The sequence below is a fragment of the Bradyrhizobium sp. AUGA SZCCT0176 genome (assembly GCF_018130145.1).
Lineage (GTDB): Bacteria > Pseudomonadota > Alphaproteobacteria > Rhizobiales > Xanthobacteraceae > Bradyrhizobium.
Genome location: NZ_JAFCMB010000002.1, coordinates 233,661 through 258,378 on the forward strand (window position 1 = coordinate 233,661; position 24,718 = coordinate 258,378).

The following is a 24,718-nucleotide window of genomic DNA, read 5'->3' on the forward strand; positions in this document are numbered from 1 at the left end:
GCCTTGCGAGAGGTTGCTGGTGGCCAACGATATCAGGCCGGCATTGCGTTGCGCGGGATAATCGCACCGGGGTGACATACCACAACGCCGGCAAGACGATGCCCGGCCCGCGCGGCCTCAACTGGCCCAGCACCCGCAAGCCGTGCGGCGATGTAGGCAGCCGCAAAACTGTCGCCGGCCGCCGTGGTGTCGACGACGGGTTTCGTCAGCGGCTCGGCCCGGGTCCGATGCAACGCGCCGTCGAGACGGAGGATGCTCGCGGGTTCGGAAAGTTTTAGCACGACCTCCCCGCCCGGAATGCGCGCCAGCAAGCCATCGTGGCTTTCACCGGGATAGAGCGGCAGCAAATCCTCGGTCGAGGCCAACACGATATCGGCGAGATCGAATGCATCCTGATAGACGGCGCGGGCCACATTCAGGTCGGGCCAGCCGCGGGCACGAAAATTGGTATCGAAGGCAAACCGCGCCCCGGCTTCGCGGGCGCGCTTGATCCCCGAGAACAACCGCGCCCGGCCAACGTCATTGTAGAGCGATAGCGTGATCGCCGAGAGATAAACGATGTCGTAACTCGCCAGTGAATTCAGGATATCCGCCGTCTCCGGCAAATCCATCAGGCTGCGCGCGGCGGCGCTCTCGCGCCAGTGAAAGAAACGACGCTCGCCTTTGTCGTCGGTCTGGATCATGTAGAGGCCCGGCAATTTGCCCGATAGCCGGGACACCCGCGCCGTGCCAACACCCTCGGCCTCCCAGCCCGCGATCATTTCATCGCTCAGCGTATCGTCGCCGAGTGCCGTGATGTAGTCGGTGCCGGCACCAAGCCGGGCCAGATAGACGGCGGTATTGAGCGTGTCGCCGCCATAGCCGCGCGAAAACAGGCCGTGCTCGGCCTGCTTCAGCTCGATCATGCATTCGCCGATACAGGCTACCCTGATCATGACCGCATCTGTACGGGATCGCCGGAACGCACGCTAGAGCAAGATGACTTCGTCATCTCGCTCTATCCTTTTGTTTGAGCATGATCTCCGAGCAAACGCTTCGCGTTTGTCGAGGGAAAACCGGTTTCCACTTTTCCGGATCATGCTTTAGCCGGCGAATTTGCCGCCGAGTTCATCTGCGATGTGAATCCGGATGATGTCATCAAAAGTCTTCTCGGCCGTGGTGAAGCCGAGCTTGAGCGCGCGGTCGGTGACGAAATCGCGCGGCCAGCCGCTGACGATGCTGATGATGGTCGGATCGGGCACCCGCTTGATGCGCGCGGTGACGTTCTTGCCGGCGACACGGTCGAGGGCGGCGATCTGTTCACCGACGGTCACCGACATCCCGGGCATGCTGAGATTGCGCCGCGCGCCCATGGCGTTGAGGTCCATGGTGCCGGCGTGCATGAGAAAGCCGACCGCCGATTTCGGCGAAGCGTGCCAATGGCGCACGTCTTCGGTCACCGGCAGCACCGCCTCCTCGCCCGCCAGCGGCTCGCGGATGATGTTGGAGAAGAATCCAGACGCCGCCTTGTTCGGCTTGCCCGGCCGCACGCAGATCGTCGGCAGGCGTATGCTGATGCCGTCGAGCAGGCCTTTGCGGGTGTAGTCGTTGATCAGGAGTTCGCAGATCGACTTCTGGGTGCCGTAGCTCGTCAGCGGCGTATGGAAGAACTCGTCGCCGATCTTTTCGGGGAACGGCGCGCCGAACACGGCGATCGAGGACGTGAATACCAGCCGCGGCTTGTAGCCGCCGCCGATCGCACGGATCGCGTCGATCAAATGCCGCGTGCCGTCGAGATTGATCCGGTAGCCCTTGTCGAATTCGGCCTCCGCCTCGCCAGACACGATGGCGGCGAGATGGAAGATCATGTCAGGCCGCTCGGCGATCAGCGGCCCGGCAGCACCGGCATCGGCAAAATCGGAGGCAACGACGTTGACCGGGATCGAGCTGGCCGGCTTGGTGGGCGCCACCACGTCCTGCAGCGTCATGCGGGTGATGTCTTGCTTGCCGAGGCGGCCGTCGCGCAGCAGCTGCTCGGTCAGCTTGCGGCCGACCATGCCGGCGGCACCCAGAATAAGAATGTGCAAGACCTACTCCTTCTTCATTTTTGGTCGTCCCGGCCTCGAGCCGGGACCCATACACCCCGGCCGATGTGACTGAGACGAAATGGTTGACGACTTCGTTTCAACAATTGCTGCCGGTGGTTATGGGTCCCTGCTCCGGAGCGCAATTGCGCCCTAGGCAGGGACGACAGCGATGGCTTTTGTTATTTCTTGCTTCGGGCCTGCGCGATCACTCTTTCACGGCTCCCGTCATGGCCGACACATAATGCTCGACGAAGAAGGCGTAAAGGATAACCAGCGGCAGCGAACCCGCCAGCGCGCCGGCCATCAGCGATCCCCAGCGGTAGACGTCGCCATCGACGAACTCGTTGACGATCGCCACCGGCACCGTCTTGTTCTGCACCGAAGTCAGGAAGGTCAGCGCGTAGATGAACTCGTTCCAGCACAGCGTGAAGCAGAAGATGAAGGCCGAGATCAATCCCGGGATCGCCAGCGGCAGCACGATCTTGGTCAGGATCTGCCACCGGCTGGCGCCGTCGATCAGCGCGCACTCTTCCAGCTCGAACGGGATGGTCTTGAAATAGCCCATCAACAGCCAGGTCGAGAACGGGATCAGGATGGTCGGATAGGTCAGGATCAGCGCGAACGGCGTGTCGAACAGACCATACTGGAACACCACGGTGGCGAGCGGAATGAACAGGATCGAGGGCGGCACCAGATAGGACAGGAAGATCAGCCCGCCAACCCATTGCGCGCCGCGATAGCGCAGTCGCACGATGGCGTAGGCCGCCAGCACGCTGGCGAAGATCGACAGCACGGTCGAGCAGACCGCCACATACATCGTGTTCCACAGCCAAAGCGGATAGTAGCTTCCGAACAGCAGCTTGTGGATGTGTTTGAACGTCGGGTTCCAGGTCCAGAACGGGTTGTACGTGTTGAGGTCGAGCAACTGCTCGTCCGGCTTGATGGCGGTGAGCGCCATCCAGTAGAACGGGAACAACAGCACAACGACGATGATCCCGAGCGGCAGATAAAGCGTCACCAGGCGCCGCGGCAGCGACTCCAGATAGCTCATGCCGACGGTGTGATCGTCGGCAGCCGCGGTTCGCGCCGATCCCGACAACACCCCTTTGAGGTCGAGCCTCTGTGTGGGCAGATCAGTCATTGTTTTCACCTTGCTGCCACTTGCGGCGCTGCAGTCCGAACCAGGAGACCATGATCGCCGCCAGCAGGAACGGAATCATCGCATTCGAGATCGCGGCCCCCTCACCGAGAACGCCGCCGATGATCGCCCGCTGATAGGACAGCGTCGCCATCAAGTGCGTGGCATTGACCGGACCGCCGCGCGTCATCGCCCAGATCAACTGGAAATCGGTGAACGTGAACAGCACCGAGAAGGTCATCACGACGGCAATGATCGGCGTCAGCAGCGGATAGGTGATGAACCGGAACCGCTGCCAGCTGGTCGCGCCATCGAGCGTCGCGGCTTCGTAAAGCGACGGCGAGACCGTCTGCAGGCCGGCCAGCAGCGTGATCGCAACGAAGGGAACGCCGCGCCAGATGTTGGCGAAGATCACGCAGATCCGCGCCCAGGTCACATCGCCGAGGAAATTGATATTGTCGGTGATCAATCCCATCTGCTTCAGCGACCAGGAAATGATCGAGAACTGCGAATCGAAGATCCACCAGAACGCCAGTGCAGACAGCACCGTCGGCACGATGAAGGGGATCAGCACCAGGGCTCGCAGCATCGCCTTGAACGGCATGTTCTCGTTCAGCAGCAGCGCGAGATAAAGACCGATCGCGAACTTGATGACACTGGCGACGGATGTGTAGAGCAGCGTGTTGAATACCGACAGCCAGAAGATCGAGTCGCCCCACAGCCACTCATAGTTTTCCAGCCCGACGAACGCGCCGGGCCTGCCGATGCGTGCGTCGGTGAACGAAATCCAGATTCCCAGCCCCAGCGGATAAGCCAGGAAGAGAACCAGGAACACCATTGCGGGTAGCATGAACCAGAAGCCGAGATAGTTGCGGTTGGCCTTGATCAGGTCCCACCTCGACGCCTCGCGAATCGGCCGTCTGGCAGTCCGGGGTTGGAGGGCGATGTCAGCCATTGGCAAAATCCCGCAAGTGTAACGGCCGTGGTGCCGTCTCGTCCTCGATAGCGAAGCATCCGGCAACTACGGGCGGCATTGCGTGCCGCCCGTAGCTGTTGTCATCAGCGATAGATGCGCTTCAGCTGCCGTTCGGCGATCGCAATCGCACCGGCGGCGGTCTCACGGCCGGTGCAATAGTTCGCGAACATGTCGACCACCAGGAAGTCGGCGATCGCGGTCGCCGCCTTCTCGCCGGGCGTACCGATGCCGGACGCAGGGAGCGCGCGCTTGCTGGCCTGGGCGAACACCGCATTCTTCGGGTCTGCCGTCCACACCGGCGACGAGTCATAAGCGTTGAGCGTGTGGGTCAGATAACCGCGCGCGCCGGACAACCACTTGTCGTAGTTTTCCTTCTCCAGCATGAAGGCGATGAAGGCCTTCGCAGCGTTCGGGTACTTGGTGAACTTGAACGCAAGGATCGGGACACACAGCTGCAGTTCGGTTGGCTTGCCAATCGGACCGACCGGATACAGCGCGTGGTAGGTGTCCTCAGTGAGCTCTTTCTTGGTCGGGTCATCCTTGGCCGCGACGTAGATCGAGATGCCGTTGGCGGTGACATAAAGTTCGCCCGAAAGGAACGCCTTGTTATTGGAACCATCGTTCCACGACGCGGCGCCCGGAATGAAAGTATCCGAAAGCGCTTTGGTGTATTCCAGCGCCTTCAGGGTCTCCGGCGAGTTGATGATCACCTTGTCACTCTTGTCGACGGTATAGGCGCCGTGACCCCAAAGGATCCAGTGCAGCCAGCCGTTGGCGTCGCCGGTCGCATGGCCAAGCGCGAAGCCCGCCGGGGTATTGTTTTTCTTGAGCGCCTTGCACAGTTCAAGGAAGCCGGGAAAGTCCTTGGGAAACTCGCTGAAGCCCGCTTTGTCCACGGCAGACTTTCGGTAAGTCATGTAGCCGCCAATGGTGGCGACCGGGATACCCAGCCAGTTGTCACCCTGCTTACAGGTAACAGCCGCCGCTTCGGTCCACCCGCCGTATTTCTTGCCGAGATAGTCGGCGACGTCGTTCAGTGGCATCACCTGCGTCGGGAACAGTTGCGGCAGCGTATGCAGGCCCCAGACGACATCGAGTCCGGAGCCGGTGTTCGCAGCGACGGACGCCTTCGGCTGCACGTCCTCGAAGGACTCGCTGAACACGTTCATCTCGGTGCCGGTCGCGGCTTTGAAGGCGGCGACCATGGCGTTGAACGCGTCGTCTTCCGCCGGCACGAAACGCTTCCAGCGCATCACCGTCAGCTTGGCGCCCGGCTCCGCCTTCCAAGGCGAGGCTTGCGCCCAGGCCTTGGCGAAATCCAGCAGTGCAGGCCCGGTCAGCGCGCCAGCCGCGGCCAGCGCAGTGCCGCCTTGAAGCAGCGAGCGGCGAGTAAAATCGTGCATCGTAGATCCTCCCCTGTGAATTTGATTTTGATTATGTTTTTTAGGCGTTCAGTCGCTTTCCTGTGGTCTCGTCAAACAGATGGACGAGCGCAGGATCCGGCTTCAGCCGGATCTTGTCGCCCGGATTGAATTGATGTCGCTCGCGGAACACTGCGACGACCTGTTCGCCGCCGAGCTTGGCGAAGACCTGGGTTTCCGAGCCGGTCGGTTCGACCACCACGATCTCGGCTTCGGCGCCGTCATCAGCGATGGTGAAATGCTCGGGCCGGACGCCGTAGACCGCCGGCTTGCCTTCGGAGTTGGCGGGCGCCGACATCAGCGGCAGCTTGACACCGTTCGGGCCTTCGAACCCGGCGCTGCCGTTCGACTTCACCTTGCCTTTGAGGAAGTTCATCGCCGGCGAACCGATAAAGCCCGCCACGAACTGGTTGGCCGGCGTGTCGTACAGTTCGAGCGGCGTGCCCATCTGCTCGACGATGCCGTCATGCATCACCACGATCTTGTCGGCCATGGTCATGGCTTCGATCTGGTCGTGGGTGACGTAGACCGTCGTGGTGCGCAGGCGCTGATGCAGTTCCTTGATTTCGGTGCGCATCGCAACCCGCAGCTTGGCGTCGAGGTTGGACAGCGGCTCATCGAACAGGAACACTTGCGGATCGCGCACGATGGCGCGGCCCATCGCGACGCGCTGACGCTGTCCGCCGGACAACTGCCGGGGATAACGCTCGAGCAATGGGGTCAGCGCCAGGATTTCCGCGGCGCGCTTGACGCCGTTGGAGATTTCCTCAGGCTTGGCGCCGCGCAGCTTGAGCGAGAAGCCCATATTGTCGGCGACCGTCATATGCGGATAGAGCGCATAATTCTGGAACACCATCGCAATGTCGCGCTCTTTCGGCTGGACATTGTTGACCACCTTGTCGCCGATCGAAATCGTGCCTGAGGTGATGTTTTCCAGGCCCGCGAGCATCCGCAGCAAGGTCGACTTGCCGCAACCGGAGGGGCCGACGAGCACGACGAACTCGCCGTCCTCGATCGGAATCGAAACGCCGTGCAAAACCTCAAAATTACCGAACGACTTTCGCACGTCGCGAATCTGTACCGACGACATCGGACTTCTCTCCCCTCATTTTCTGTTTTCTGACGCCATCGGACGGAGGCCGGCGCCACGCTGTCTTGTTCGACTCTAATGCCATCCAGCCGAATTCAGCCAAGCATTATCATCCGCAGTTTGGCGGTTTTTAGCAATGCGATGGTAGCGCTGTCAATAATTGTTCATTTGTCTGGTTTCTTATGGTAAGAGCGCGGAATGGCACGAAAACCGACGAAGTCTGGCAAAATCCGCCTCACCGAGGTCGCCAAGCTGGCTGGCGTGTCGCCAATCACCGCATCCCGCTTCTTCAGAAACCCGGATGCGCTGTCGCTCGCCAAACGCGAACGCGTCGACAGCGCCGTGAAGGAACTGGGCTATGTGCCCAATCTGGCGGCGCGCGCGCTGGCCTCGCATCGCACCGAAGTCATCGGCGTCGTCATTCCGTCTTTGACCAACAGCGTGTTCGCCGACGTCTTGCGTGGCATTTACGATTCGACCGAGCTGAGCCGCTACAGCATCCAGTTGACCAATACGCGCTACAGCATCCTGCAGGAAGAGAAGATGCTGCGGCTGTTCCGGGCGCAGAAGCCGGCCGGATTGATCGTGACCGGCATCAACCAGACCGCGGAATCCCGCGTCATCCTGGAGACCATGGATTGCCCGGTCGCGCAGATCATGGAGATCGGGGACAGCCCGGTCGACATGATGATCGGCTTTTCGCATTACGACGCCGGTTTTGCGGCTATTTCGCATATTCTCGAGCAAGGGCGCCGGCGCATCGGCTTCCTCGGCGCGCGGATGGATCCCCGCGTCCAGCGGCGGTTCGACGGCTATCGCGACGCCATGAAGGCGGCCTCGCTGTTCGATCCAAACCTCGTCGTCACAACGACGGTGCCGACCACCGTGACGCTTGGCGGTACGCTGTTCGCCGATCTCATTGCGAAGACGCCTGATATCGACGCGGTGTTCTGCGTCAATGACGACCTTGCGCTCGGCGTGCTGTTCGAATGCCAGCGCCGCCAGATATCGGTTCCCGGCGAGATGGCGATTGTCGGCTTCAACGATCTGGAATTCATGGCCTCCGCCGTCCCCTCGCTCACCAGCGTGCGGACCAATCGCTACGAGATGGGCCGTCACGCCATCACCATGGTGATCGACGCGATCGAGGGCCGCCGGCCGCGGGAACCGGTCCTCGACCTTGGTTTTCAACTCATGATCCGCGAAAGTTCGACGCCGCAGACGGCTTGAAAGCCTTGTGTCACAGGGCTCATGCAGGGTTGCACAGAAAATGGTAGCGCTGTCTTTTGGCGCGAACTAGGATCGAACAAGAGAGTCAGGAATTGGATGCGCGGCCGCGTTTGCAGCGGATGAAATTTTGAGCATGGTGGAAACCGCTGCCGTGATTTGAGCCGCCCTAAGCAGTTTGCAGTGCGGGAGGAACCAATGAAAAAAAATGACAATAATGGTGCCAGCAATGGCAAGGGACGGAAGCTTCGCTCCCTCGAGTGGTTTAACAACCCGCACAATCCGGGGATGACCGCGCTCTATCTGGAGCGCTATCTGAATTACGGCCTGACCCGGGAAGAATTGCAGTCCGGCAAGCCGATCATCGGTATCGCGCAGACCGGTAATGATCTGTCGCCCTGCAACCGCCACCATCTCGAACTGGCGCACCGGGTGCGCGAGGGCATCCGTATGGCCGGCGGCATTGCGATGGAATTCCCGGTGCATCCGATCCAGGAAACCGGCAAGCGCCCGACCGCGGCGCTCGATCGCAACCTCGCCTATCTCGGTCTCGTCGAAATTCTGTTCGGCTACCCGCTCGATGGCGTGGTGCTGACCACCGGCTGCGACAAGACCACCCCGGCCTGCCTGATGGCGGCAGCGACCGTCAATCTGCCAGCTATCGTGCTGTCGGGCGGCCCGATGCTGAACGGCTGGTTCAACGGTGAGCGCACCGGATCCGGCACCATCGTCTGGAAGCAACGCGAACGGCTTGCCGCCGGCGAGATCGACTACAACGAATTCATCGAGATCGTGTCCTCCTCCGCGCCGTCGGTCGGCCATTGCAACACCATGGGCACGGCCTCGACCATGAACTCGCTGGCCGAGGCGCTCGGCATGTCGCTGCCGGGCTGCGCGGCGATTCCCGCTCCCTACCGCGAGCGCGGCCAGATCGCCTACGAGACCGGAAAGCGGATCGTCGAGATGGTCTGGGAGGACCTCAAACCGTCCGACATCCTGACCCGTGAGGCGTTCGAGAACTGCATCGTGGTGAACTCGGCGATCGGCGGCTCGACCAACGCGCCGATCCACATCAACGCGCTGGCGCGCCACATCGGCGTCGAGCTCTCGATCGATGACTGGCAGAAACACGGCCACGAAATCCCGATGCTGGTGAACCTGCAGCCGGCCGGCTTCTATCTTGGCGAGGAATTTCACCGCGCTGGCGGAGTGCCGACGGTGGTTCGCGAATTGATGGCGCACAAGAAAATCCATGAAGCCGTCAAAACGGTCAACGGCCGCACCATGGGCGAGAATTGCAGCGAGGCGACAAAACCCGACGGCGACGTGATCTGGAGCTACGACAAGCCGCTGGTCAAGGAGGCCGGCTTCCTGGTGTTGCGCGGCAATCTGTTCGATTCCGCGATCATGAAGACCAGCGTGATCTCCAAGGAATTCCGCGACCGCTATCTCAGCAACGCCAAGGACCTGAACGCATTCGAGGGCCGCGCCATCGTGTTCGAGGGCCCGGAGGACTATCACGACCGGATCGACGATCCCTCGCTCAATATCGACGAGCACTGCGTGCTGTTCATCCGCGGCGCCGGCCCGATCGGTTATCCCGGCGGCGCCGAAGTCGTGAACATGCAGCCGCCGGCGGCGCTGATCAAACGCGGCATCCTGGCCCTGCCCTGCATCGGCGACGGCCGGCAATCCGGCACCTCGGGCTCGCCATCGATCCTTAATGCCTCGCCGGAAGCCGCCGCCAGTGGCGGACTCGCGATCTTGAAGACCGGCGACAAGGTCCGCATCGACCTCAACAAGGGCTCGGCGAACATCCTCATTTCGGATGCGGAACTGAAGCAGCGTCACGCCGACCTCAAGGCGGGCGGCGGCTTCAAATACCCGGCGCACCAGACGCCGTGGCAGGAACTCTATCGCTCGACCGTCGGCCAGCAGGCCACCGGCGCCTGCATGGAACTCGCCACGCGCTATCAGGATATCGCCGGCACAGTCGGTGTGGCGCGGGATAATCATTAGGCTGCAATGTCATTGCCGGGCTTGACCCGGCAATCCATCCCTCTTGAGAAGATGGATACGCGGGTCAAGCCCGCGTATGACACCGAAGATAATTCGCTAAGGTTCAAAGGAAGAAGAAGATGTCTGATCGACTGAAGGGAAAGCGCGCTGTCGTCACCGCGGCGGCGGCGGGCATCGGGCGTGCCTGTGCAATAGCATTCGCGCGTGAAGGCGCCACTGTCATCGCCACCGACATCAATGAAAGCGGCATCGCCACGCTGGGCAAGGAAGGCGTCGCCGAGACGGCTCGGCTCGACGTTCGCAGCACCGCCGACGTCGACGCCTTCGCCAGGCGCGTTGGAAAGATCGACATCTTGCTCAATGCGGCGGGCTTCGTGCACCACGGAACCATCATGGAGTGTTCCGAAGAAGATTGGGATTTCTCGTTCGACCTCAACGTCAAATCGATGCACCGGACCATCAAGGCGTTTCTGCCAGCCATGATCGCAGGCGGCGGCGGCAGCATCGTCAACATCTCGTCCTGCGCAGCGCTCCGGCCACCGGCCAACCGTTATGTCTATAGTGCGTCCAAGGCGGCGGTTTCGCTGCTCACGCGCGCGGTAGCGCTCGACTTCATCAATCAGGGCATCCGTTGCAACAGCATCTGCCCCGGCACCGTGGAGACGCCTTCGATGCTCGATCGCGCGGCCGCCGCTGGCCCGGATGGACGCGAGAAGTTCGTTGCCCGCCAGAAGATGGGCCGACTGGGTACCGCAGAGGAAATCGCGGCCATGGCGATCTATCTTGGGAGCGACGAAAGCGCATTCACCACCGGCGTCGACCTCGTCGTCGATGGCGGCTACATGCTCTAACGGCCACGCGATCAAGGGATTCCAGCATGAACAAGATCGATCTGAACGGCCGCTGCGCGATCGTTACCGGTGGCGCGCAGGGTTTTGGGCGCGCGATCGCCGAACGCTTTGTGGCGTCCGGCGCCAAGGTGGCGATCTGGGACCATGACCTGCCGTTTGCGGAAAAAACCGCGAAGGAGATCGGCGAGAATGTCACCGCGTTCAAGGTCGACGTCTCCGACCTCGCCGCCGTCGAAGACTCCCGCGATGCGACGCTGAAGGCGTTCGGCAAGATCGACATCCTGGTCAACAATGCCGGCATCGCCGGTATCAACAAGACGGTGTGGGAAACCGACCTCGACGAATGGCGCAAGGTGATGCGCATCAATCTCGACGGCCCCTTCATCTGCTGCAAGGCCGTGGTGCCGGCGATGCTCGCCAACAAATACGGCCGCATCATCAACATCGCCTCGATTGCCGGCAAGGAAGGCAATCCCAACGCCGCGCATTATTCGGCGTCCAAGGCCGGCCTGATCGCGCTGACGAAATCGCTCGGCAAGGAACTGGCGGCGCACGACATCCTGGTCAACGCCGTGACGCCGGCCGCCGCCAAGACCGCGATCTTCGACCAGCTGACGCAGCAGCATATCGACTTCATGCTGTCGAAAATCCCGAAGGCCCGCTTCGTGCTGGTGGAAGAACTCGCCGCGATGGTGGCCTGGCTGGCGTCAGAAGACTGCGCGTTCTCGACCGGCGCGGTGTTCGACATCTCCGGCGGCCGGGCGACGTATTGAAATGGGCACGATCCGGGAAGGCGGATGCCTGTGCGGCGCGGTCCGGTTCAAGACCGACGGCGAGCCGGTCAATATCCGGATCTGCCACTGCCGCAACTGCCAGAAGTCGATGGGATCACCGTTCTTTGCCCGCGCGCTGTTCGACCAGCGCGCGCTGACGGTCGAGGGCGACACGGCGGGTTATTTATCCTCGGACGCACTCGACCGGATGTTCTGCAAGGCCTGCGGCACCCGGCTGTTTTCCCGGCGGACCAACGGCACGGTGGTTGGCGTCGCGCTTGCCGCCTTCGACGACCGCAACACCTTTGCGCCGACCGAGCACATCTGGGTCTCGGAAAAGATCGATTGGGTACGGCTCGACGACGGCCTACCGCAATACCAGGAGACGGTTCCCCAGTGACGCCGACGTGCTAGGCTGAGCCCAGCACAGCGCGTGAATCGGGGCCGATCGATTGAACATCTCATTGTACGCCGTATCGGTCTGGGTACTGCCGGTCCTGCTCGCCATCACCCTGCATGAGGCCGCCCACGCCTTTGCCGCCTATCGCCTCGGCGACAACACGGCCTGGCAACTCGGCCGGGTCAGCCTCAACCCCTTCAAGCATGTCGACCCGTTCGGGACCGTCATTCTCCCCGGATTGCTGCTGCTTTCGCATTCGCCGTTCCTGTTCGGCTACGCCAAGCCCGTGCCGGTGAATTTCCGCAATTTGAACCATCCCCGGCTCGACATGGTCTGGGTGGCGCTGGCGGGCCCGGCCACCAACATCGTCCTGGCCGTGTTGGTGGCCCTTGCCTTCCATATCATGCCCCTGGTGCCCGCGAATGCGGCGCAATGGACCGCGGACAACCTCAAAAATGCGTTCCTGATCAACATCGTGCTGGCGATCTTCAACATGCTGCCGATCCCGCCGCTGGATGGCGGAAGGGTCGCGGTGGGGCTACTGCCGCGGGTGCTGGCTTACCCGCTGTCGCGGCTGGAACCCTATGGCATGCTGATCCTGATCGGCCTGCTGATCCTGCTGCCGATCCTGGGCAGCCAGCTCGGCCTAAATCTTGATGTTATTTCGGCAATACTGCGGACACTGACCGGCTATGTGATCCGCGCGCTTCTCTTTATCACAGGCAACGCTTAAACCTGAGATAGAGAACGCCGGACAAGGAGGAGTTGGCTTGGAGCCATGGTGATCAAAGCCGCCGATATGTTGATCGCACGACGCGCCGACACCCGCGCGAGGGCGGATTTTGCTACCTGGAGAATGCTCGCCAAGCTTAATGGCGCTTCCGCCCTGCCCGCCGAGGCGCAAGGTTTTCTCGTCAGCTACAAGCAGCTGCTTGAGAAGATGACGGATGCGGATGCTTCCGAGGCTACCATCCAGCTCATGTACAAGAGCTATTATGCGGAGATGGGCGGCGCCGGAACCGCACCGGAAATCCCAGCGCGATCCAGCGATCCCGCCGCCGACACCGGCAACGTCACCGCCTTTCGCAGGCCGCCTGCCAAGCCAAAGGTCGCCGCATCAGGACCACAGGCAAAACCGCGTCTTCCGGTGGCGCTGATCTTTGCGTGCCTTGTCGTCGTCTATGTCGGCATCCGCTATTACTGGCGATAGCCCGACCCTCGCGCAAGAAAGCGAAATGAGCAACGACGCAGATCCGCTTGCACAGTTCGGGATCGACGCGGTCGATCTCAGATGGACGTTGCGGGACATTGCCGGAAGGCGATCGTTCAACAAGGATCATTTGGCGAAGCTGATCGAGCTTGGCCTCGTCGCAATGCGCGGAGACGCTCCGTACCTGACGCCAATCGGGCAGAATGCGGCATGGGGGAAAGAGAGCTGACCGTGGCGCCGCATACGGTTGCAGGCGTAACGCGTGATTGCTGGATGACGGTGACCTTCGCTGCCGTACGATGCCTCCGAGCTACGGCTTTCTATTCCTGGGCGGGATGATTTTGAATCTGGCGCTGATCGACGCGATACGTCTTCGCGACATTTTCGCGTTTCAGTGGCATGCAGCGCCGGCGCGTGCGCCGAATTCACCGCGGCATGGAATATTCCCTTCACGAACGATCCATCGCAACAGCTAGGCGGCGAACACGATGCGGGGCATAATGGCTCGGCGAGTTTTGCAAACATTCAAAATATCCTTGCAAAAATATCCTTGAACGATTCCTTGGAGGGGAAATGAAGCGATCCATTGCAGCTTTGGTGATGACCACGAGCCTGGTATTTGCAGGGGGAGCGTTTGCGCAAACGCTCGACAAGGTCGTCAAGGTCGGAAGCCTCGGAGATCAATCCGGCCTCTATGCCGACATCGGCGGCCCCGGCTCCAGCGTCGCCGCGCAGATGGCGATCGATGATTCCGGTTTGCTGGCGAAAGGCTGGAAGATCGAACTGATCTCGGCGGATCACCAGAACAAGCCTGATGTCGGCGTCAACATCGGCAAGCAGTGGATCGACGTCGAGAAGGTCGACGTGTTCGTCGATCTCGCCAGCTCCGGCGTTGGCCTTGCGATCTCAAACCTTGCCAAGGACAAGAACGTCGTCAATTTGAACTCCGGTTCGGCGTCGTCGGACCTGACCGGCGCGCAATGCTCGCCGAACACGATTCACTGGGTCTACGACACCTGGATGCTGGCCAACGGCACCGGCAAGGCGCTGGTCAAGTCGGGCGGCGACAGCTGGTTCTTCCTGACGGCGGACTACGCCTTCGGTCACGCGCTCGAACGCGATACGGCGGCGGTCGTCACCGCCAATGGCGGCAAGGTGCTCGGCGGCGTCAAGCATCCGCTCAACAATGCCGACTTCTCCTCTTTCCTGCTGCAGGCGCAGAGCTCGAAGGCGAAGATCATCGGCCTTGCCAATGCCGGCGGCGACACCACCAACTCGATCAAGCAGGCGGCGGAGTTCGGCATCGTCTCCGGCGGGCAGAAGCTCGCGGGCATGCTGATGTTCATCACCGACGTTCATGCGCTCGGGCTGAAGGTCGCGCAGGGCCTGAACTTCACCGAGACGTTCTATTGGGACGCCAACGACAAGACCCGCGCGTTCACCAAGCGCTTCAATGAAAAGCACAAGAAGGGCCCGCCCACCATGGTGCAGGCCGGCGTCTATTCCTCGCTGATCCATTACTTCAAGGCACTGGAAGCGCTCGGCGGCAACCCGCATGACGGCCGCGCGGTGGTCGCCAAGATGAAGGAAATGCCGACCGACGACGACCTGTTTGGCAAGGGCACGGTCCGTGCCGATGGACGCAAGATCCATCCGGCCTATCTGTTCGAGGTGAAGAAGCCGGCGGATTCGAAATATCCGTGGGACTATTACAACCTCGTCGCCACCATCCCGGCCGAGGAAGCCTTCATTCCACTCGACAAGAGCGTCTGCCCGATGCTGAAGAAGACCTGATCCGGCGGATCGTCCAAAGTGCAAAATGCCGGCGAGCGATCGCCGGCATTTTTGTTGGGCGATCGGTTCGATCCCTTCCCTCGCGACGGCGTCCATCGCAAGATATTCTGATTCTATTTTCAAACAGCTAACCCTATTCGTCGTCCCGGCGAACGCAGATGCGCAATTGCGCATCGGGGGACCCATACCGCGTGATCTCTCGGTGAAGGCTCGGTAGCAGAGACCATCCGCAAAACTTCCTCCTGTGGTTATGGGTCCCGGCTCAAGGCCGGGACGACAGCGGTGTTTGTCATTGCACCATCATCCAAACGCGACTTCGCGATCTCGCGACGCATTGCGCCCGAGCTTTGCCAGAAATTCCTTGCCCTCGAAGACAGAGGGCGCAGGGAAGACCGGGTGCGCGCTGCACCCGCGGTCTCGCGTGCGGTTTGCACAAAACAAGGTGCACACGAGCATACAGGTCCAGCGGAGAACACCCGGCCTTCCCTGCGCAATGGCTTTACGGCTTATGCCGTGCTCTCCCCGGAGACGAGTTCTTGGTTGACTCCGTCGCTGCCGTTCCCGCTTGCGCTTCTCCGACAGCTTGACGCCTGCCACGGGCGCCAGGACCACACGGTTTTGCCGTACGCTTATCCACGCCGTCGTCGAGGCGCAAACCAGCGTCCACCGCAACCCGTCCAACGTCCGTGACGACGGCCGACGCCCTTCTGACCAGGACGGGATGGCCAAACATATGCCTCTGATTTGGATTCTGGTAAACAGAAATCTTTTTTACTTCAGGGCTTGACATGATTTCCGACTATCAGAACTGATTTGCCCGTCGGGTTGATTTGTCGCACCCGGGCCGCAAAATAGCGCTTGCTCGCGAAGCGACGCAGCAACCTCGCTCTGACCTCAGAATACACACTAGAGAGGATCAACGACAGTCTGCGAATGGTGCGGCGCGTGTCCGGTGATTCCCGCTGAGCGGACGTCGACCGGCATGCCGGAAGCGACGCGAACGACCCAAACCGGAAACCGAGCGTCCAATCATCGCTGATGAACCATTTGTTCTGCGACCCGACTAAAGGACAAATGAACGTCCGGAGAATGGCGGTCGGTTGTTCCGGCTGCTGCGACCAACGTGCGGAGACCACGTGCGATGCAGATGCGCTTCTCAACATACCGGTTGTTAGCTTGCATGGCCGTGGTGGTTCTCGCCGGGTTGCCGAGAGTGGCCGCCGCAGCCGCAGACGAGTTGGATTTCTGCATAAAGCTGTCAGATGACCTCGCGGTCACAGGGTGCTCGCGCGCCATCGACTCGCAACAATACACGGGTCGAAGCCTTGCGCGGCTGCATACGCGTCGCGGCGGGGCGTACCAGGCACAGGGTGACGTCAACCGCGCAGTGGCTGACTACAACGAGTCGATGCGGATCGATCCGACGTATCCGGCTGCGTACAGCAACCGCGGCAACATTTGGTTCCACAAAGGCGACTTCGACCGGGCCATCGCGGACTATAACCAGGCGATCCAGTTCGATCCGAAATATGGGGTCGCCTACGCCAACCGCGGCAGCGCCTTGGGGGCCAAGGGTGACCTCGACCGGGCCATCGCGGACTTCAACCGGGCGATCGAGATCGATCCGAAAGATGCTGAAGCGCACTACGGCCGCGGCCGCGCCTGGGGCGCCGGGGGCAAATACGACCGGGCGGTCGCGGACTATAACCAGGCGATCCAACTCGATCCGAAATATGCGCGCGCCTACGTCAACCGCGGCAGCGCCTGGGGCAACAGGGGCGACCTCGACCGGGCCATTGCGGATTACAACGAGGCGATCCGGCTCGATCCGAAAATTGCCAAAGCCTATTACAACCGCGGCATTGCGTGGGAGAAGAAACGCAGTCTGCAAGCGGCATTGGCTGACTTCAAGATGCACTCTCAACTCGCTCCGGCCGATCCAGACGGCCTGAAGGCTGTGAAGCGCGTATCGAAAGAATTGAGCAAGATGACGGGGCGGCGCTGACATGGTTTGACGTCTGGAAGTGGCACTTGTCGGACCTGACATACACGATCGGTGATGCCCGCTGATTGTTGACGAGCGGAAGTTCGCAGCACGCAGTCAAAGTGACGCGACTGAACCCAAGCCGACATAAGCGGGAAGATTTCGCTGCCACGCCCAAGCTTATAGGCGAGCGCCCCGGTTAAATCAGACATTTTGTGATGGCCGTCACATACCGACGAGAGCGGTGATGCCAGATATGGCCGCATCGGCGCGGATGATCGCGGCGGCTAATTCAAAGGGGAAATGCGATGACTGGAAATGCAATCAACGCTAAGAGCGAAGCTCTGGAACTGCACGAGTTGTCCTCCGAGGAGCTCGATGCGGCGTCTGGCGGCAACAAGGTGAAGGTCAAAGAACAGGAAAACCGAGAGCAGCTGCAGGCGATGAAGACATTCGCCCAGGTACTCCAGCAAGCGGGTCAGATCTAAATCAAAGGAGAACCCCCTCCACAAGGACGGGTGGTACCCGCGTGGAAGCGGCGGCGGCTCGGGAGGCCGCTGTGCTGCGATTGCTCACAGCGGCTAATGGCACTTTTGCGACGTGGTGAACGGCACGACGATGTCCGGTCCCGCAGGCATACCCGACTTCCCGCGCGCCGGTCTGGACTTCTCAGTTTGCCCCTGGGCGGACATTCGCACATCCCCTGACGGGGCTATGTCTCCGTATCGTCGGCCGTCAGCATGCCAGCGGGGCCAGGCCAGGTCAAACCAACTTGATTTGCTTTGCAAACGCGCCATTCCCGGGCGATTTGGCGTCGTCTCAACGAACGAGGGCGTAGTCATGGCCAATCCTGCACCGACGAATGCCGCTGATGACGCCGCTCCGGAGCGGGCGGCTCCGAACCACTGGAACACGACACCCGAAAACCAGGCGCCGACCTTCCGCAACCAGGACCAGGTCTGGCCGGTGCGCGTCATCCGGCGCGGCGACGCGGTACGGCCGCTCCCACCGCACGCCCGTTCGCTCGCGGACCTGACCTTTGATGTGGGCGGGGTACGCCTCAGCCTCAGCGACCACTTGGCCCGCCGCCGCACGGCCGGGCTGCTGATCCTGAAGCACGGCGAGATTGCGCTGGAGCGCTACGGCATGGGCAACGGCCCGGAGAGCCGGTGGATCAGCATGTCGACCGCGAAGTCGATCACCGCGACGCTCGCCGGGGCGGCACTCCACGATGGCGCGATCGGCAGCCTTGACGATCGCTGCGAGCAATACCTGCCGCGGCTGCGCGGCTCGGCTTACGAGGGCGTCACGATTCGTAACCTCCTGCGGATGTGCTCCGGCGTGGCCTGGCGCGAGCACGACGATGCAGACGGACGGTCAGACTGCACTCGCCTGGTCAAGGCCATGGTGAGCCGGCGGTCAGACTCCGTCCTCGACCTCCTGTGCAAACTGCCGCGCGCAGAGCCGCAGGGCACAGTCTTCAACTATTCGACCGGCGAGAGTTACCTGATTGGCGCGTTGGTCGCGGCCGCAACATCCCGGCCCCTGGCCGACTACTGCACCGAGACGATCTGGGGACCCGCCGGCATGGAGGCCGACGGGTATTGGCAACTTGACTCCGAAGGCGGCATGGAGCTCGGCGGGTTTGGCGTCAGCGCGCGCCTGCGCGACTTCGGCCGCTTCGGCCAGCTGGTGCTGGAGGACGGCGAGGCCTTCATTGGCCGGCGGGTCCTTCCGCCCGGCTGGCGCGATCTCGCCGGACAGCCCGACAGCGCCCCCACCGGCTTCGGTCGGCTCATGCCCGGTTCGCCGTTGGGATACGGCTACCACTGGTGGGCGATGCCGCCCTTGCCGGGCGGCGTCAACAACGGTGTCTTTTCGGCGAATGGCGACTATGGCCAGATCATCGTCGTCAATCCGGCCGAGCAGGTGGTCGTCGCAATCCAGAGCGCGTGGCGTCAGCCTGAGGACGGCGCCGCCGGGCTCGAAATCGTCGCGATGATCAGAGCTGCGGTGCGCGCGCTCCAAACGGAGCCAGCGTCGTAGGCCCCGGAGCGGCGACTTCCCTGGCTATCCTGGCCAACTGGTGGAAACATCACTCCGCTGCGCCCTACCCCGCTCAGCCCTTCTTCGATTTGACGCGGAAGATCACCGGCACGGTAAAGCTCAACCCCTCGTCCGCGATCAATGGCGGCGGCGCGGGCACGGGGTCGGAGCGCCGCACCATTGAGAGTGCGGCCTCGTCGAACGCCGCGTCGCCGGATCCTTTTTCGATGCTGACCGAAAGCACGCGTCCCATCCGGTCCAGCGTGAAACGAACAGCGATTTCGGCGGCCTGTTGTGTGCGATCCTTTGGATATTTCTTGTGCTTGTCGAGATGGGCGCTCAGTTCCTTCTGCCAGGTCGCACGCACGCGGCGCGCGGTCTCGCCGCTGCCGATGGCCGGTGCGATCGAGCGCGGCCCCTCCGGGATCGCCTCGGAACTGGGGGTGGCGGTTGCTTCTGACGCGACTGACTCCGTCGAGGCCGCGGTCTGCACCGCCGCGATCTTCGGATCGTCTTCCTTGGGTTTTTTCGACTCGGTCTCCGTCACCACCCGGTCCGCTTCTTCGGGTTCGGTTGGCTTGTCCTGCGGCAGCTCGGTTTCCTTGACCTCGGCCTTCTGCTCGGCGAGCTGAGGTGACGCCGTCGACGCATCCGTATCGGGGCCTGGCGGCAGATCGGTCACCTCGCGATGGACCGAGGCCATTTCGAGCCCGATCTCGATCGCGGTCGCGCCGAGCGCATCGTCGGCCTCTTCGGTCTGCAGATGCGAGATCGCCAGCGCCGCGCCGCCGATGTGGAGCGCGAGCGCGCAGACGCCTGCGAAAACCCAGAGCCGCCGGGACGTCGTTTGTTCGTCGAGGTCAGTCATCGGCAATCAGCCGTTCAAGGTTTCGCTTCGGCCGGCGCCGGCGCTGCCGGCAAGGCCGCCGCATCCGGAACGCCTTCGAGTGTCACCAGCTTGAGCTTGGAATAACCGCCGGCGCGCAGGATCTCCAGCACGTCCATCAACTCGCCATAGGGCACCGCGCGGTCGGCGCGCAGGAACACATATTTATCCTTGCTCATATCCGGCATCGCGTCGAGCGAGCGCACCAGGTCGACCCGCTTGACCAGGTTCTCGCCGATCGCGACCGCCAGATCCGGCTTGATGCTCACGTAAGTCGGCTTGTCCGGTTTCTTCTGCGGGGTCGCCGTCGATGTCGGCAGGTCGATTGGAAGATCGACGGTCGACAGCGGCGCCGCCACCATGAAGATGATCAGGAGGACGAGCATGACGTCGATGAACGGCGTGACATTGATTTCGTGCGATTCCGCAAAATCGCTGTCGTCGTCGTCGTTGTCTGCGATCGAAGCGCCCATCGCCTACTCCGCCGCCGCGCGGGAATGCGAACCGCCGACATGGGTACGATCGAGATCGCGCGACAGCAGCCGTCCCGCGGCGCCCGACGCACGGCCGACCAGTTCCAGGTAGCCCTTGGTCACGCGCGAAAAGTGATTGTAGATGATGACGGCGGGGATCGCGGCGACAAGACCGATCGCGGTCGCCAGCAGCGCTTCGGCGATTCCGGGCGCCACCACGGCCAGATTCGTCGTCTGCGATTTCGAGATGCCGATGAAGCTGTTCATGATGCCCCAGACCGTGCCGAACAGTCCGACGAAGGGCGATGTTGCGCCGATGGTGGCGAGCAGGCCCATGCCGAGCCGGATCCGCCGCGCCTCGGCGCGCACGATCTCGGCAAAGCTCGACGCCGCGCGCTCCTTGATGCCGGCGTCGCTCGAGATACCCGCCGACAGGCGCGCTTCGCGCATCGCGGCCGCGAGCAATGACGACAGCACGCTACCCTTCGCGCCCAGCGCGAATTGCGCTTCCGCAAGCGAGCGGGAGTCGCTGATCTTTTTGAGCGCATTGCGCAGCTTGCGCTGAATGACGGTCATCTCGATCATCTTGGCGATGAAGATGGTCCAGGTCAGCAGCGAAGCAAAGGCGAGACCGATCATGACGGCCTTGACCAGCACGTCCGCCGACTTGAACATCGACCACGGCGACAATTCGCGGAGTTCCGCAGCGGCGGCCTTCAGCAGCTTGTCACGCTCGGCCGGCGCCGCGGTGGCTTCTGCCGCCGGGGATGCGGCGTTTGGCGCTGCGGCCGCCGACGGCGCGGGAGCCTGAACGGCCGGAGGTTGTGCGGCCGGCGCGGCGGGCTGCTGCCCCGCCGCCGGAGCTTGCTGAACCACAGGCGCGGGCGGCGCTGCAGGCGCCATCTTCTGCTGGGCCGACGAAGACACGGTCGACGAAAGCATCGCCAGGGCGGCGATCACGGCAACGGTGGTGCGAACAATTATGGAATTCATACTTCGGCCCAGTAGCGGATTAGGTTGTGATAGATACCGGTCAATTTGACCGTTTCAGGGTCATCCCGCCCAAGTCGCTCTACCAATGCCTGGATCGCGGTATCGAGATCGAAGATCAGGCTGCGGGCGTGAGCATCCCGTACCATGCTCTGCAGCCAGAAAAAAGATGCGACGCGCATACCTCGTGTGACCGGCGTCACCAGATGCAAACTAGAAGCAGGATAAAGAACCATGTCCCCGGCCGGGAGCTTGATTTCCTGGGAGCCATAGCGGTCCTCGACCACCAGTTCGCCGCCGTCGTACTCGTCGGGTTCCGACAAAAACAACGTAACCGACAGGTCGGTCCGGATCCGCAAGCCGGTCAGGGTGTCGCCCCGCACCGCGTTGTCGACATGGACACCGAAATGATGTCCGTCGGAGGCGGCGTAGCGGTTGAACAGCGGCGGAAAGATCTGCAGCGGGATCGCCGCCGAGATGAATCTCGGGCTCGCCGTCAGCGCCGACAGCACGCGATGGCCGAGCTTGCGGGCGACCTCGCTGTCCGGCGGCAATTGCTCGTTGCGCTTGACCAACGCGGACTGCGCGCCAGCGGTGGAACGACCATCCTCCCACGCACTCTCATCCATGATGCGGCGGAAGTCCGCCACATCAGCCTTATCAAGCACCGCGGGGATGCAGATCAGCATGCCACCTGCATCCTTAGAATTTGTCTAGAACCGCGCCGAAAGCACCAGATAGGCCGCGCGGCCAGGCGCTTCCAGCACGAACGGTGCTGCGCTCTGATACAGCGCGTCGTAGTAGCGCTTGTCGAAGATGTTGTTGACGAACAGTTTGACCTTCCAGTTCTGGTTGATCTTCGCTTCGGCAAAGGTGTCGAAACGCCAGTAGCTCGGGATCGACGTGCCCTGGTTGGCGGCCAGCAAGGTGCCGCCGTAGATCTCCGAGCGGTACACCGCCTGTCCGCCGAGCTCCCAGACGTCCGTGAGCTGGTATTTGGTCAGCAGGCTGAAGGACTGGTGCGCGACGTTGGCAAGCTTCAGTCCGACGTTGGTGGGGAACAGCACCGTGTTGGGTGACGGCGCCAGCGACTTCGTGACCTCCGACTGCATCAGCACGAGCCCGCCGAACACGCTCCACTTGTCGGTGATCTTGCCGCCCACCCCGAGATCGATGCCGCGGATGCGGTAAGCGGCACCGGCCGTGATACAGGAAATGTTGCCCGTCGTACCGGTCGGATAGACACACCCAAGCGCGGTCGCGGTGCTGGCGCTGCTCACATTCTGCGCTTCGCGGGCGTTTTCCTTCTCGGTCTGGAACAGCGCCGCGGTCACCAGCAGGCGGCGATCGAACAGCTCCCATTTGGTTCCGATTTCGAAGGCCTTGTTCTTTTCCGGTCCGAAGATCTGGGTATTGCCACCGGGCAGGACCGGATTGATGCCGCCATAGGCCGTGCTGGTGCCGTCGAACTCGGCGCCGACGGGGTTCGCCGAGGTCGCGTAAGCCACATAGACGCTGCCGTTCGGCAACGGCTTCAGCGTGACACCGAGGTTGAAGTTGGGAATCTGGAAATCCGCCGACTGCTGGCCGAAGGCACTATTTGCCCCGTATCCTGACGTCTTGATGCTGTAGTCATCGTAGCGGAAACCACCGTTGACGATCACGAGGTCGCGGTAATTGGCGGAATCCATGACATATCCGCTCGTGGTGTCGATCGCGACCTTTGTCGGGAATCCCGAAAGCGACGGGATTCCGTGAGGCAAATTCGTGTTTTGAGGATAGAAGACGCTGGTGTTCGTTGGCGAGCCAGACGGGCTTACAGGAATTCCGTTTGCCTCCGAGGTAAGCCCCAAATACTTGTCGATCGACGTTCTTTCACGAGCGACTTCAATACCCGCCAGCACAGTATGTTTGAACCCGACCGCATCCTGGAATTTGTAGATCGCTTCCGTCTGGTTGGCGAGCACGTCGGTGATCTGAAAACGGCTCTGCGGGTTGGACGTCAGCGTCGAAGCCGAGAGCGGGTTGGCTAGTACTGGCGATTCCGGCAGCGTTCCGATGTAATTCTGGGTCGAGCTAGACGCGCGGAACTTGTTACTGATCATCAGGTCGGGCGTGATCTGAACCTCGGCGTTGATCGTGCCGATGTCCTGGCCGGTCCTGTAGAAGTCGCGGTTGATCGCTCCGTACCAGTTGTTGCGATTGACGCCGAAATCCGTGAACGGGCCGCCGGCCGTGGTGGCCGTGCTCGGCCGGTAGTAAGGCACGCCGAAATCGGGGATACCGGTCAGCTCGGTATGGATATAGTTGCCGGTGACCTTCACCGCATCGACCGGCTTCCAGGTTGCCGCGACAAAGCCGCCATTGCGGTTATCGGTGACGTAGCTGCGGCCGGCGACGTCCGCGTCTTGGAACAGCCCGCCAGCACGAAGCGCCAGCGTCGGGCTGATCACCTGGTTGAGGTCGAGCGTCACCCGCTTGGCGTGGTCGGTGCCGAACGTGGTGTCCATGTTGTAGAAGCTTTTCTCAGTGGTCGCCTGCTTGGTCACGATGTTGATCGCGCCGCCGGTCGTACCACGGCCGGCAAAGGACGAACCGGGTCCGCGGAGAATCTCGACCTGCTCGGTGAAGAAATTCTCGCGGACGCTGACGCCGGAGTCGCGCACGCCGTCGATGAATATGTCGTTGCGAGCGTCGAAGCCGCGGATGAAGAAGCGGTCGCCGAAGGCGTTGCCGCCCTCGCCCGTGCCCAGCGTCACGCCCGCGGTGCTCAGGATCGCCTGCTTGAGCGTGGTGGCGTTCTTGTCTTCCAGCACTTCCTTTGTCAGCACTGTGATCGTCTTTGGCGTATTGAGGATCGGCTCGGGAAACTTGCCTGACGCCTGCACCCGGGTGGCCATGTAGGGCGCATCCGGATTTGCATAGGGATTGCGGTCCGCGCGCAAGCCACCGGCATTGGGGAACGGTACCGCCGCAGCCGCCGTGGGCTGCGCGCGGCGCGCCGCACGCCGCAGCGCCGAACGGGCACGGAGTTGGTCCGCCGAAGGTTTCGCAGCAGCAGGACGCGGGCGAGCGACCGGGGCATCGACCGTCACCGGCGGGAGGCTGGATTGCTGGGCTTCGGCGCCGGAGAACGAAGCAACGGCGATCAGACCCGCGACCGCCGTGACCGTCTTGCCGGAATTGTTTTCGATGGTTTGATTGGCCGAGTTGATCGCCGCCCCGAAACGCAGCGATTTCGGTGCTTTAGCTTTGTTCATGAAACGCGCCCCTGAAAAACTTTGGTTCGTGCGCAATTTTGACGCGCGACGATCCGTCCCATTGTGGTGCTATCCAGTGGGGAATTTCCGGTCAATGCGATTACGGCAACAGAG

Annotated in this window: 23 protein-coding genes; 12 read left to right on the forward strand and 11 right to left on the reverse strand. The window is 62.0% G+C overall.

Annotated elements, in window-relative coordinates:
- Nucleotides 1–32: 32 nt before the first annotated feature.
- The 6 genes from JQ600_RS06155 to JQ600_RS06180 form a co-directional block, all read right to left on the reverse strand.
- On the reverse strand, nucleotides 33–935 hold the full coding sequence (locus JQ600_RS06155) for a sugar kinase (protein ID WP_212388790.1): 903 nt from the start codon (nucleotides 933–935) through the stop codon (nucleotides 33–35).
- 147 nt (nucleotides 936–1,082) lie between these two features.
- Nucleotides 1,083–2,066, reverse strand: coding sequence for a D-erythronate dehydrogenase (gene denD / locus JQ600_RS06160; protein ID WP_212388791.1), 984 nt, complete (start codon nucleotides 2,064–2,066; stop codon nucleotides 1,083–1,085).
- Nucleotides 2,067–2,271: 205 nt separating this feature from the next.
- Entirely contained in the window at nucleotides 2,272–3,207 is a 936-nt protein-coding gene (locus tag JQ600_RS06165; RefSeq protein WP_212270308.1) for a carbohydrate ABC transporter permease, read from the reverse strand.
- The gene (locus tag JQ600_RS06170; protein ID WP_212270309.1) at nucleotides 3,200–4,159 is read right to left on the reverse strand and encodes a carbohydrate ABC transporter permease; all 960 of its coding nucleotides are present in this window, start codon (nucleotides 4,157–4,159) and stop codon (nucleotides 3,200–3,202) included. The genes JQ600_RS06165 and JQ600_RS06170 overlap by 8 nt, the downstream gene beginning before the upstream one ends.
- Nucleotides 4,160–4,263: 104 nt before the next feature.
- On the reverse strand, nucleotides 4,264–5,583 hold the full coding sequence (locus tag JQ600_RS06175) for an ABC transporter substrate-binding protein (protein ID WP_212270310.1): 1,320 nt from the start codon (nucleotides 5,581–5,583) through the stop codon (nucleotides 4,264–4,266).
- Nucleotides 5,584–5,623: 40 nt separating this feature from the next.
- The gene (locus tag JQ600_RS06180; RefSeq protein WP_212034178.1) at nucleotides 5,624–6,691 is read right to left on the reverse strand and encodes an ABC transporter ATP-binding protein; all 1,068 of its coding nucleotides are present in this window, start codon (nucleotides 6,689–6,691) and stop codon (nucleotides 5,624–5,626) included.
- Between the two features lie 198 nt (nucleotides 6,692–6,889).
- Between JQ600_RS06180 and JQ600_RS06185 the strand changes: the two genes are divergently transcribed.
- The 12 genes from JQ600_RS06185 (at nucleotide 6,890) to JQ600_RS06240 (ending at nucleotide 18,995) form a co-directional block, all read left to right on the forward strand.
- Nucleotides 6,890–7,921: a LacI family DNA-binding transcriptional regulator gene (locus tag JQ600_RS06185; RefSeq protein ID WP_212388792.1), complete on the forward strand. Its 1,032-nt coding sequence runs from the start codon at nucleotides 6,890–6,892 to the stop codon at nucleotides 7,919–7,921.
- A gap of 195 nt (nucleotides 7,922–8,116) precedes the next feature.
- Complete coding sequence (locus JQ600_RS06190) at nucleotides 8,117–9,937, forward strand: IlvD/Edd family dehydratase (RefSeq protein ID WP_212388793.1); 1,821 nt, start codon at nucleotides 8,117–8,119, stop codon at nucleotides 9,935–9,937.
- A 119-nt stretch (nucleotides 9,938–10,056) separates the two neighbouring features.
- Nucleotides 10,057–10,788 (forward strand): SDR family oxidoreductase, encoded by a 732-nt coding sequence (locus JQ600_RS06195; protein WP_212270313.1) that lies wholly within the window; start codon nucleotides 10,057–10,059, stop codon nucleotides 10,786–10,788.
- A 26-nt stretch (nucleotides 10,789–10,814) separates the two neighbouring features.
- On the forward strand, nucleotides 10,815–11,561 hold the full coding sequence (locus tag JQ600_RS06200; protein ID WP_212388794.1) for an SDR family NAD(P)-dependent oxidoreductase: 747 nt from the start codon (nucleotides 10,815–10,817) through the stop codon (nucleotides 11,559–11,561).
- Between the two features lies 1 nt (nucleotide 11,562).
- Nucleotides 11,563–11,961 carry a GFA family protein gene (locus JQ600_RS06205; protein WP_212388796.1) on the forward strand — a complete coding sequence of 133 codons (399 nt, stop codon included), beginning with the start codon at nucleotides 11,563–11,565 and terminating at the stop codon, nucleotides 11,959–11,961.
- Between the two features lie 52 nt (nucleotides 11,962–12,013).
- On the forward strand, nucleotides 12,014–12,694 hold the full coding sequence (locus JQ600_RS06210; protein WP_212388797.1) for a site-2 protease family protein: 681 nt from the start codon (nucleotides 12,014–12,016) through the stop codon (nucleotides 12,692–12,694).
- Nucleotides 12,695–12,742: 48 nt separating this feature from the next.
- Nucleotides 12,743–13,171: a hypothetical protein gene (locus tag JQ600_RS06215; RefSeq protein ID WP_312010971.1), complete on the forward strand. Its 429-nt coding sequence runs from the start codon at nucleotides 12,743–12,745 to the stop codon at nucleotides 13,169–13,171.
- A gap of 25 nt (nucleotides 13,172–13,196) precedes the next feature.
- Nucleotides 13,197–13,400, forward strand: coding sequence for a hypothetical protein (locus JQ600_RS06220; protein WP_212270317.1), 204 nt, complete (start codon nucleotides 13,197–13,199; stop codon nucleotides 13,398–13,400).
- Between the two features lie 344 nt (nucleotides 13,401–13,744).
- Nucleotides 13,745–14,965 carry an ABC transporter substrate-binding protein gene (locus JQ600_RS06225; protein ID WP_212388798.1) on the forward strand — a complete coding sequence of 407 codons (1,221 nt, stop codon included), beginning with the start codon at nucleotides 13,745–13,747 and terminating at the stop codon, nucleotides 14,963–14,965.
- 1,141 nt (nucleotides 14,966–16,106) lie between these two features.
- Complete coding sequence (locus tag JQ600_RS06230; RefSeq protein ID WP_212386010.1) at nucleotides 16,107–16,970, forward strand: tetratricopeptide repeat protein; 864 nt, start codon at nucleotides 16,107–16,109, stop codon at nucleotides 16,968–16,970.
- A 287-nt stretch (nucleotides 16,971–17,257) separates the two neighbouring features.
- Nucleotides 17,258–17,437: a hypothetical protein gene (locus JQ600_RS06235; RefSeq protein ID WP_212268799.1), complete on the forward strand. Its 180-nt coding sequence runs from the start codon at nucleotides 17,258–17,260 to the stop codon at nucleotides 17,435–17,437.
- 352 nt (nucleotides 17,438–17,789) lie between these two features.
- Entirely contained in the window at nucleotides 17,790–18,995 is a 1,206-nt protein-coding gene (locus JQ600_RS06240; protein WP_212489746.1) for a serine hydrolase, read from the forward strand.
- A 73-nt stretch (nucleotides 18,996–19,068) separates the two neighbouring features.
- Here the strand turns inward: JQ600_RS06240 and JQ600_RS06245 are convergent, their stop codons facing one another.
- Genes JQ600_RS06245 through JQ600_RS06265 form a run of 5 tightly spaced genes read right to left on the reverse strand, consistent with a single transcriptional unit; the run spans nucleotide 19,069 to nucleotide 24,604 of the window.
- Nucleotides 19,069–19,863: an energy transducer TonB gene (locus JQ600_RS06245; RefSeq protein WP_212386012.1), complete on the reverse strand. Its 795-nt coding sequence runs from the start codon at nucleotides 19,861–19,863 to the stop codon at nucleotides 19,069–19,071.
- Between the two features lie 14 nt (nucleotides 19,864–19,877).
- A complete protein-coding gene (gene exbD / locus JQ600_RS06250) occupies nucleotides 19,878–20,354 on the reverse strand; it encodes a TonB system transport protein ExbD (RefSeq protein WP_212386013.1) in 477 nt (158 codons plus the stop codon).
- 3 nt (nucleotides 20,355–20,357) lie between these two features.
- Complete coding sequence (gene exbB, locus JQ600_RS06255) at nucleotides 20,358–21,347, reverse strand: tonB-system energizer ExbB (protein ID WP_212386014.1); 990 nt, start codon at nucleotides 21,345–21,347, stop codon at nucleotides 20,358–20,360.
- A complete protein-coding gene (locus JQ600_RS06260) occupies nucleotides 21,344–22,033 on the reverse strand; it encodes a Fe2+-dependent dioxygenase (RefSeq protein ID WP_212268803.1) in 690 nt (229 codons plus the stop codon). The genes exbB and JQ600_RS06260 overlap by 4 nt, the downstream gene beginning before the upstream one ends.
- 24 nt (nucleotides 22,034–22,057) lie before the next feature.
- A complete protein-coding gene (locus JQ600_RS06265) occupies nucleotides 22,058–24,604 on the reverse strand; it encodes a TonB-dependent siderophore receptor (RefSeq protein WP_212386015.1) in 2,547 nt (848 codons plus the stop codon).
- Nucleotides 24,605–24,718: the final 114 nt, after the last annotated feature.

Coding starts and splice junctions, on each gene's coding strand:
- JQ600_RS06155 (WP_212388790.1), bottom strand. CDS start 935: ATGATCAGGGTAGCCTGTATCGGCGAATGCATGATCGAGCTGAAGCAG.
- JQ600_RS06165 (WP_212270308.1), bottom strand. CDS start 3,207: ATGACTGATCTGCCCACACAGAGGCTCGACCTCAAAGGGGTGTTGTCG.
- JQ600_RS06170 (WP_212270309.1), bottom strand. CDS start 4,159: ATGGCTGACATCGCCCTCCAACCCCGGACTGCCAGACGGCCGATTCGC.
- JQ600_RS06175 (WP_212270310.1), bottom strand. CDS start 5,583: ATGCACGATTTTACTCGCCGCTCGCTGCTTCAAGGCGGCACTGCGCTG.
- JQ600_RS06180 (WP_212034178.1), bottom strand. CDS start 6,691: ATGTCGTCGGTACAGATTCGCGACGTGCGAAAGTCGTTCGGTAATTTT.
- JQ600_RS06185 (WP_212388792.1), top strand. CDS start 6,890: ATGGCACGAAAACCGACGAAGTCTGGCAAAATCCGCCTCACCGAGGTC.
- JQ600_RS06190 (WP_212388793.1), top strand. CDS start 8,117: ATGAAAAAAAATGACAATAATGGTGCCAGCAATGGCAAGGGACGGAAG.
- JQ600_RS06195 (WP_212270313.1), top strand. CDS start 10,057: ATGTCTGATCGACTGAAGGGAAAGCGCGCTGTCGTCACCGCGGCGGCG.
- JQ600_RS06200 (WP_212388794.1), top strand. CDS start 10,815: ATGAACAAGATCGATCTGAACGGCCGCTGCGCGATCGTTACCGGTGGC.
- JQ600_RS06205 (WP_212388796.1), top strand. CDS start 11,563: ATGGGCACGATCCGGGAAGGCGGATGCCTGTGCGGCGCGGTCCGGTTC.
- JQ600_RS06220 (WP_212270317.1), top strand. CDS start 13,197: ATGAGCAACGACGCAGATCCGCTTGCACAGTTCGGGATCGACGCGGTC.
- JQ600_RS06225 (WP_212388798.1), top strand. CDS start 13,745: ATGAAGCGATCCATTGCAGCTTTGGTGATGACCACGAGCCTGGTATTT.
- JQ600_RS06230 (WP_212386010.1), top strand. CDS start 16,107: ATGCAGATGCGCTTCTCAACATACCGGTTGTTAGCTTGCATGGCCGTG.
- JQ600_RS06235 (WP_212268799.1), top strand. CDS start 17,258: ATGACTGGAAATGCAATCAACGCTAAGAGCGAAGCTCTGGAACTGCAC.
- JQ600_RS06240 (WP_212489746.1), top strand. CDS start 17,790: ATGGCCAATCCTGCACCGACGAATGCCGCTGATGACGCCGCTCCGGAG.
- JQ600_RS06245 (WP_212386012.1), bottom strand. CDS start 19,863: ATGACTGACCTCGACGAACAAACGACGTCCCGGCGGCTCTGGGTTTTC.
- exbD (WP_212386013.1), bottom strand. CDS start 20,354: ATGGGCGCTTCGATCGCAGACAACGACGACGACGACAGCGATTTTGCG.
- exbB (WP_212386014.1), bottom strand. CDS start 21,347: ATGAATTCCATAATTGTTCGCACCACCGTTGCCGTGATCGCCGCCCTG.
- JQ600_RS06260 (WP_212268803.1), bottom strand. CDS start 22,033: ATGCTGATCTGCATCCCCGCGGTGCTTGATAAGGCTGATGTGGCGGAC.
- JQ600_RS06265 (WP_212386015.1), bottom strand. CDS start 24,604: ATGAACAAAGCTAAAGCACCGAAATCGCTGCGTTTCGGGGCGGCGATC.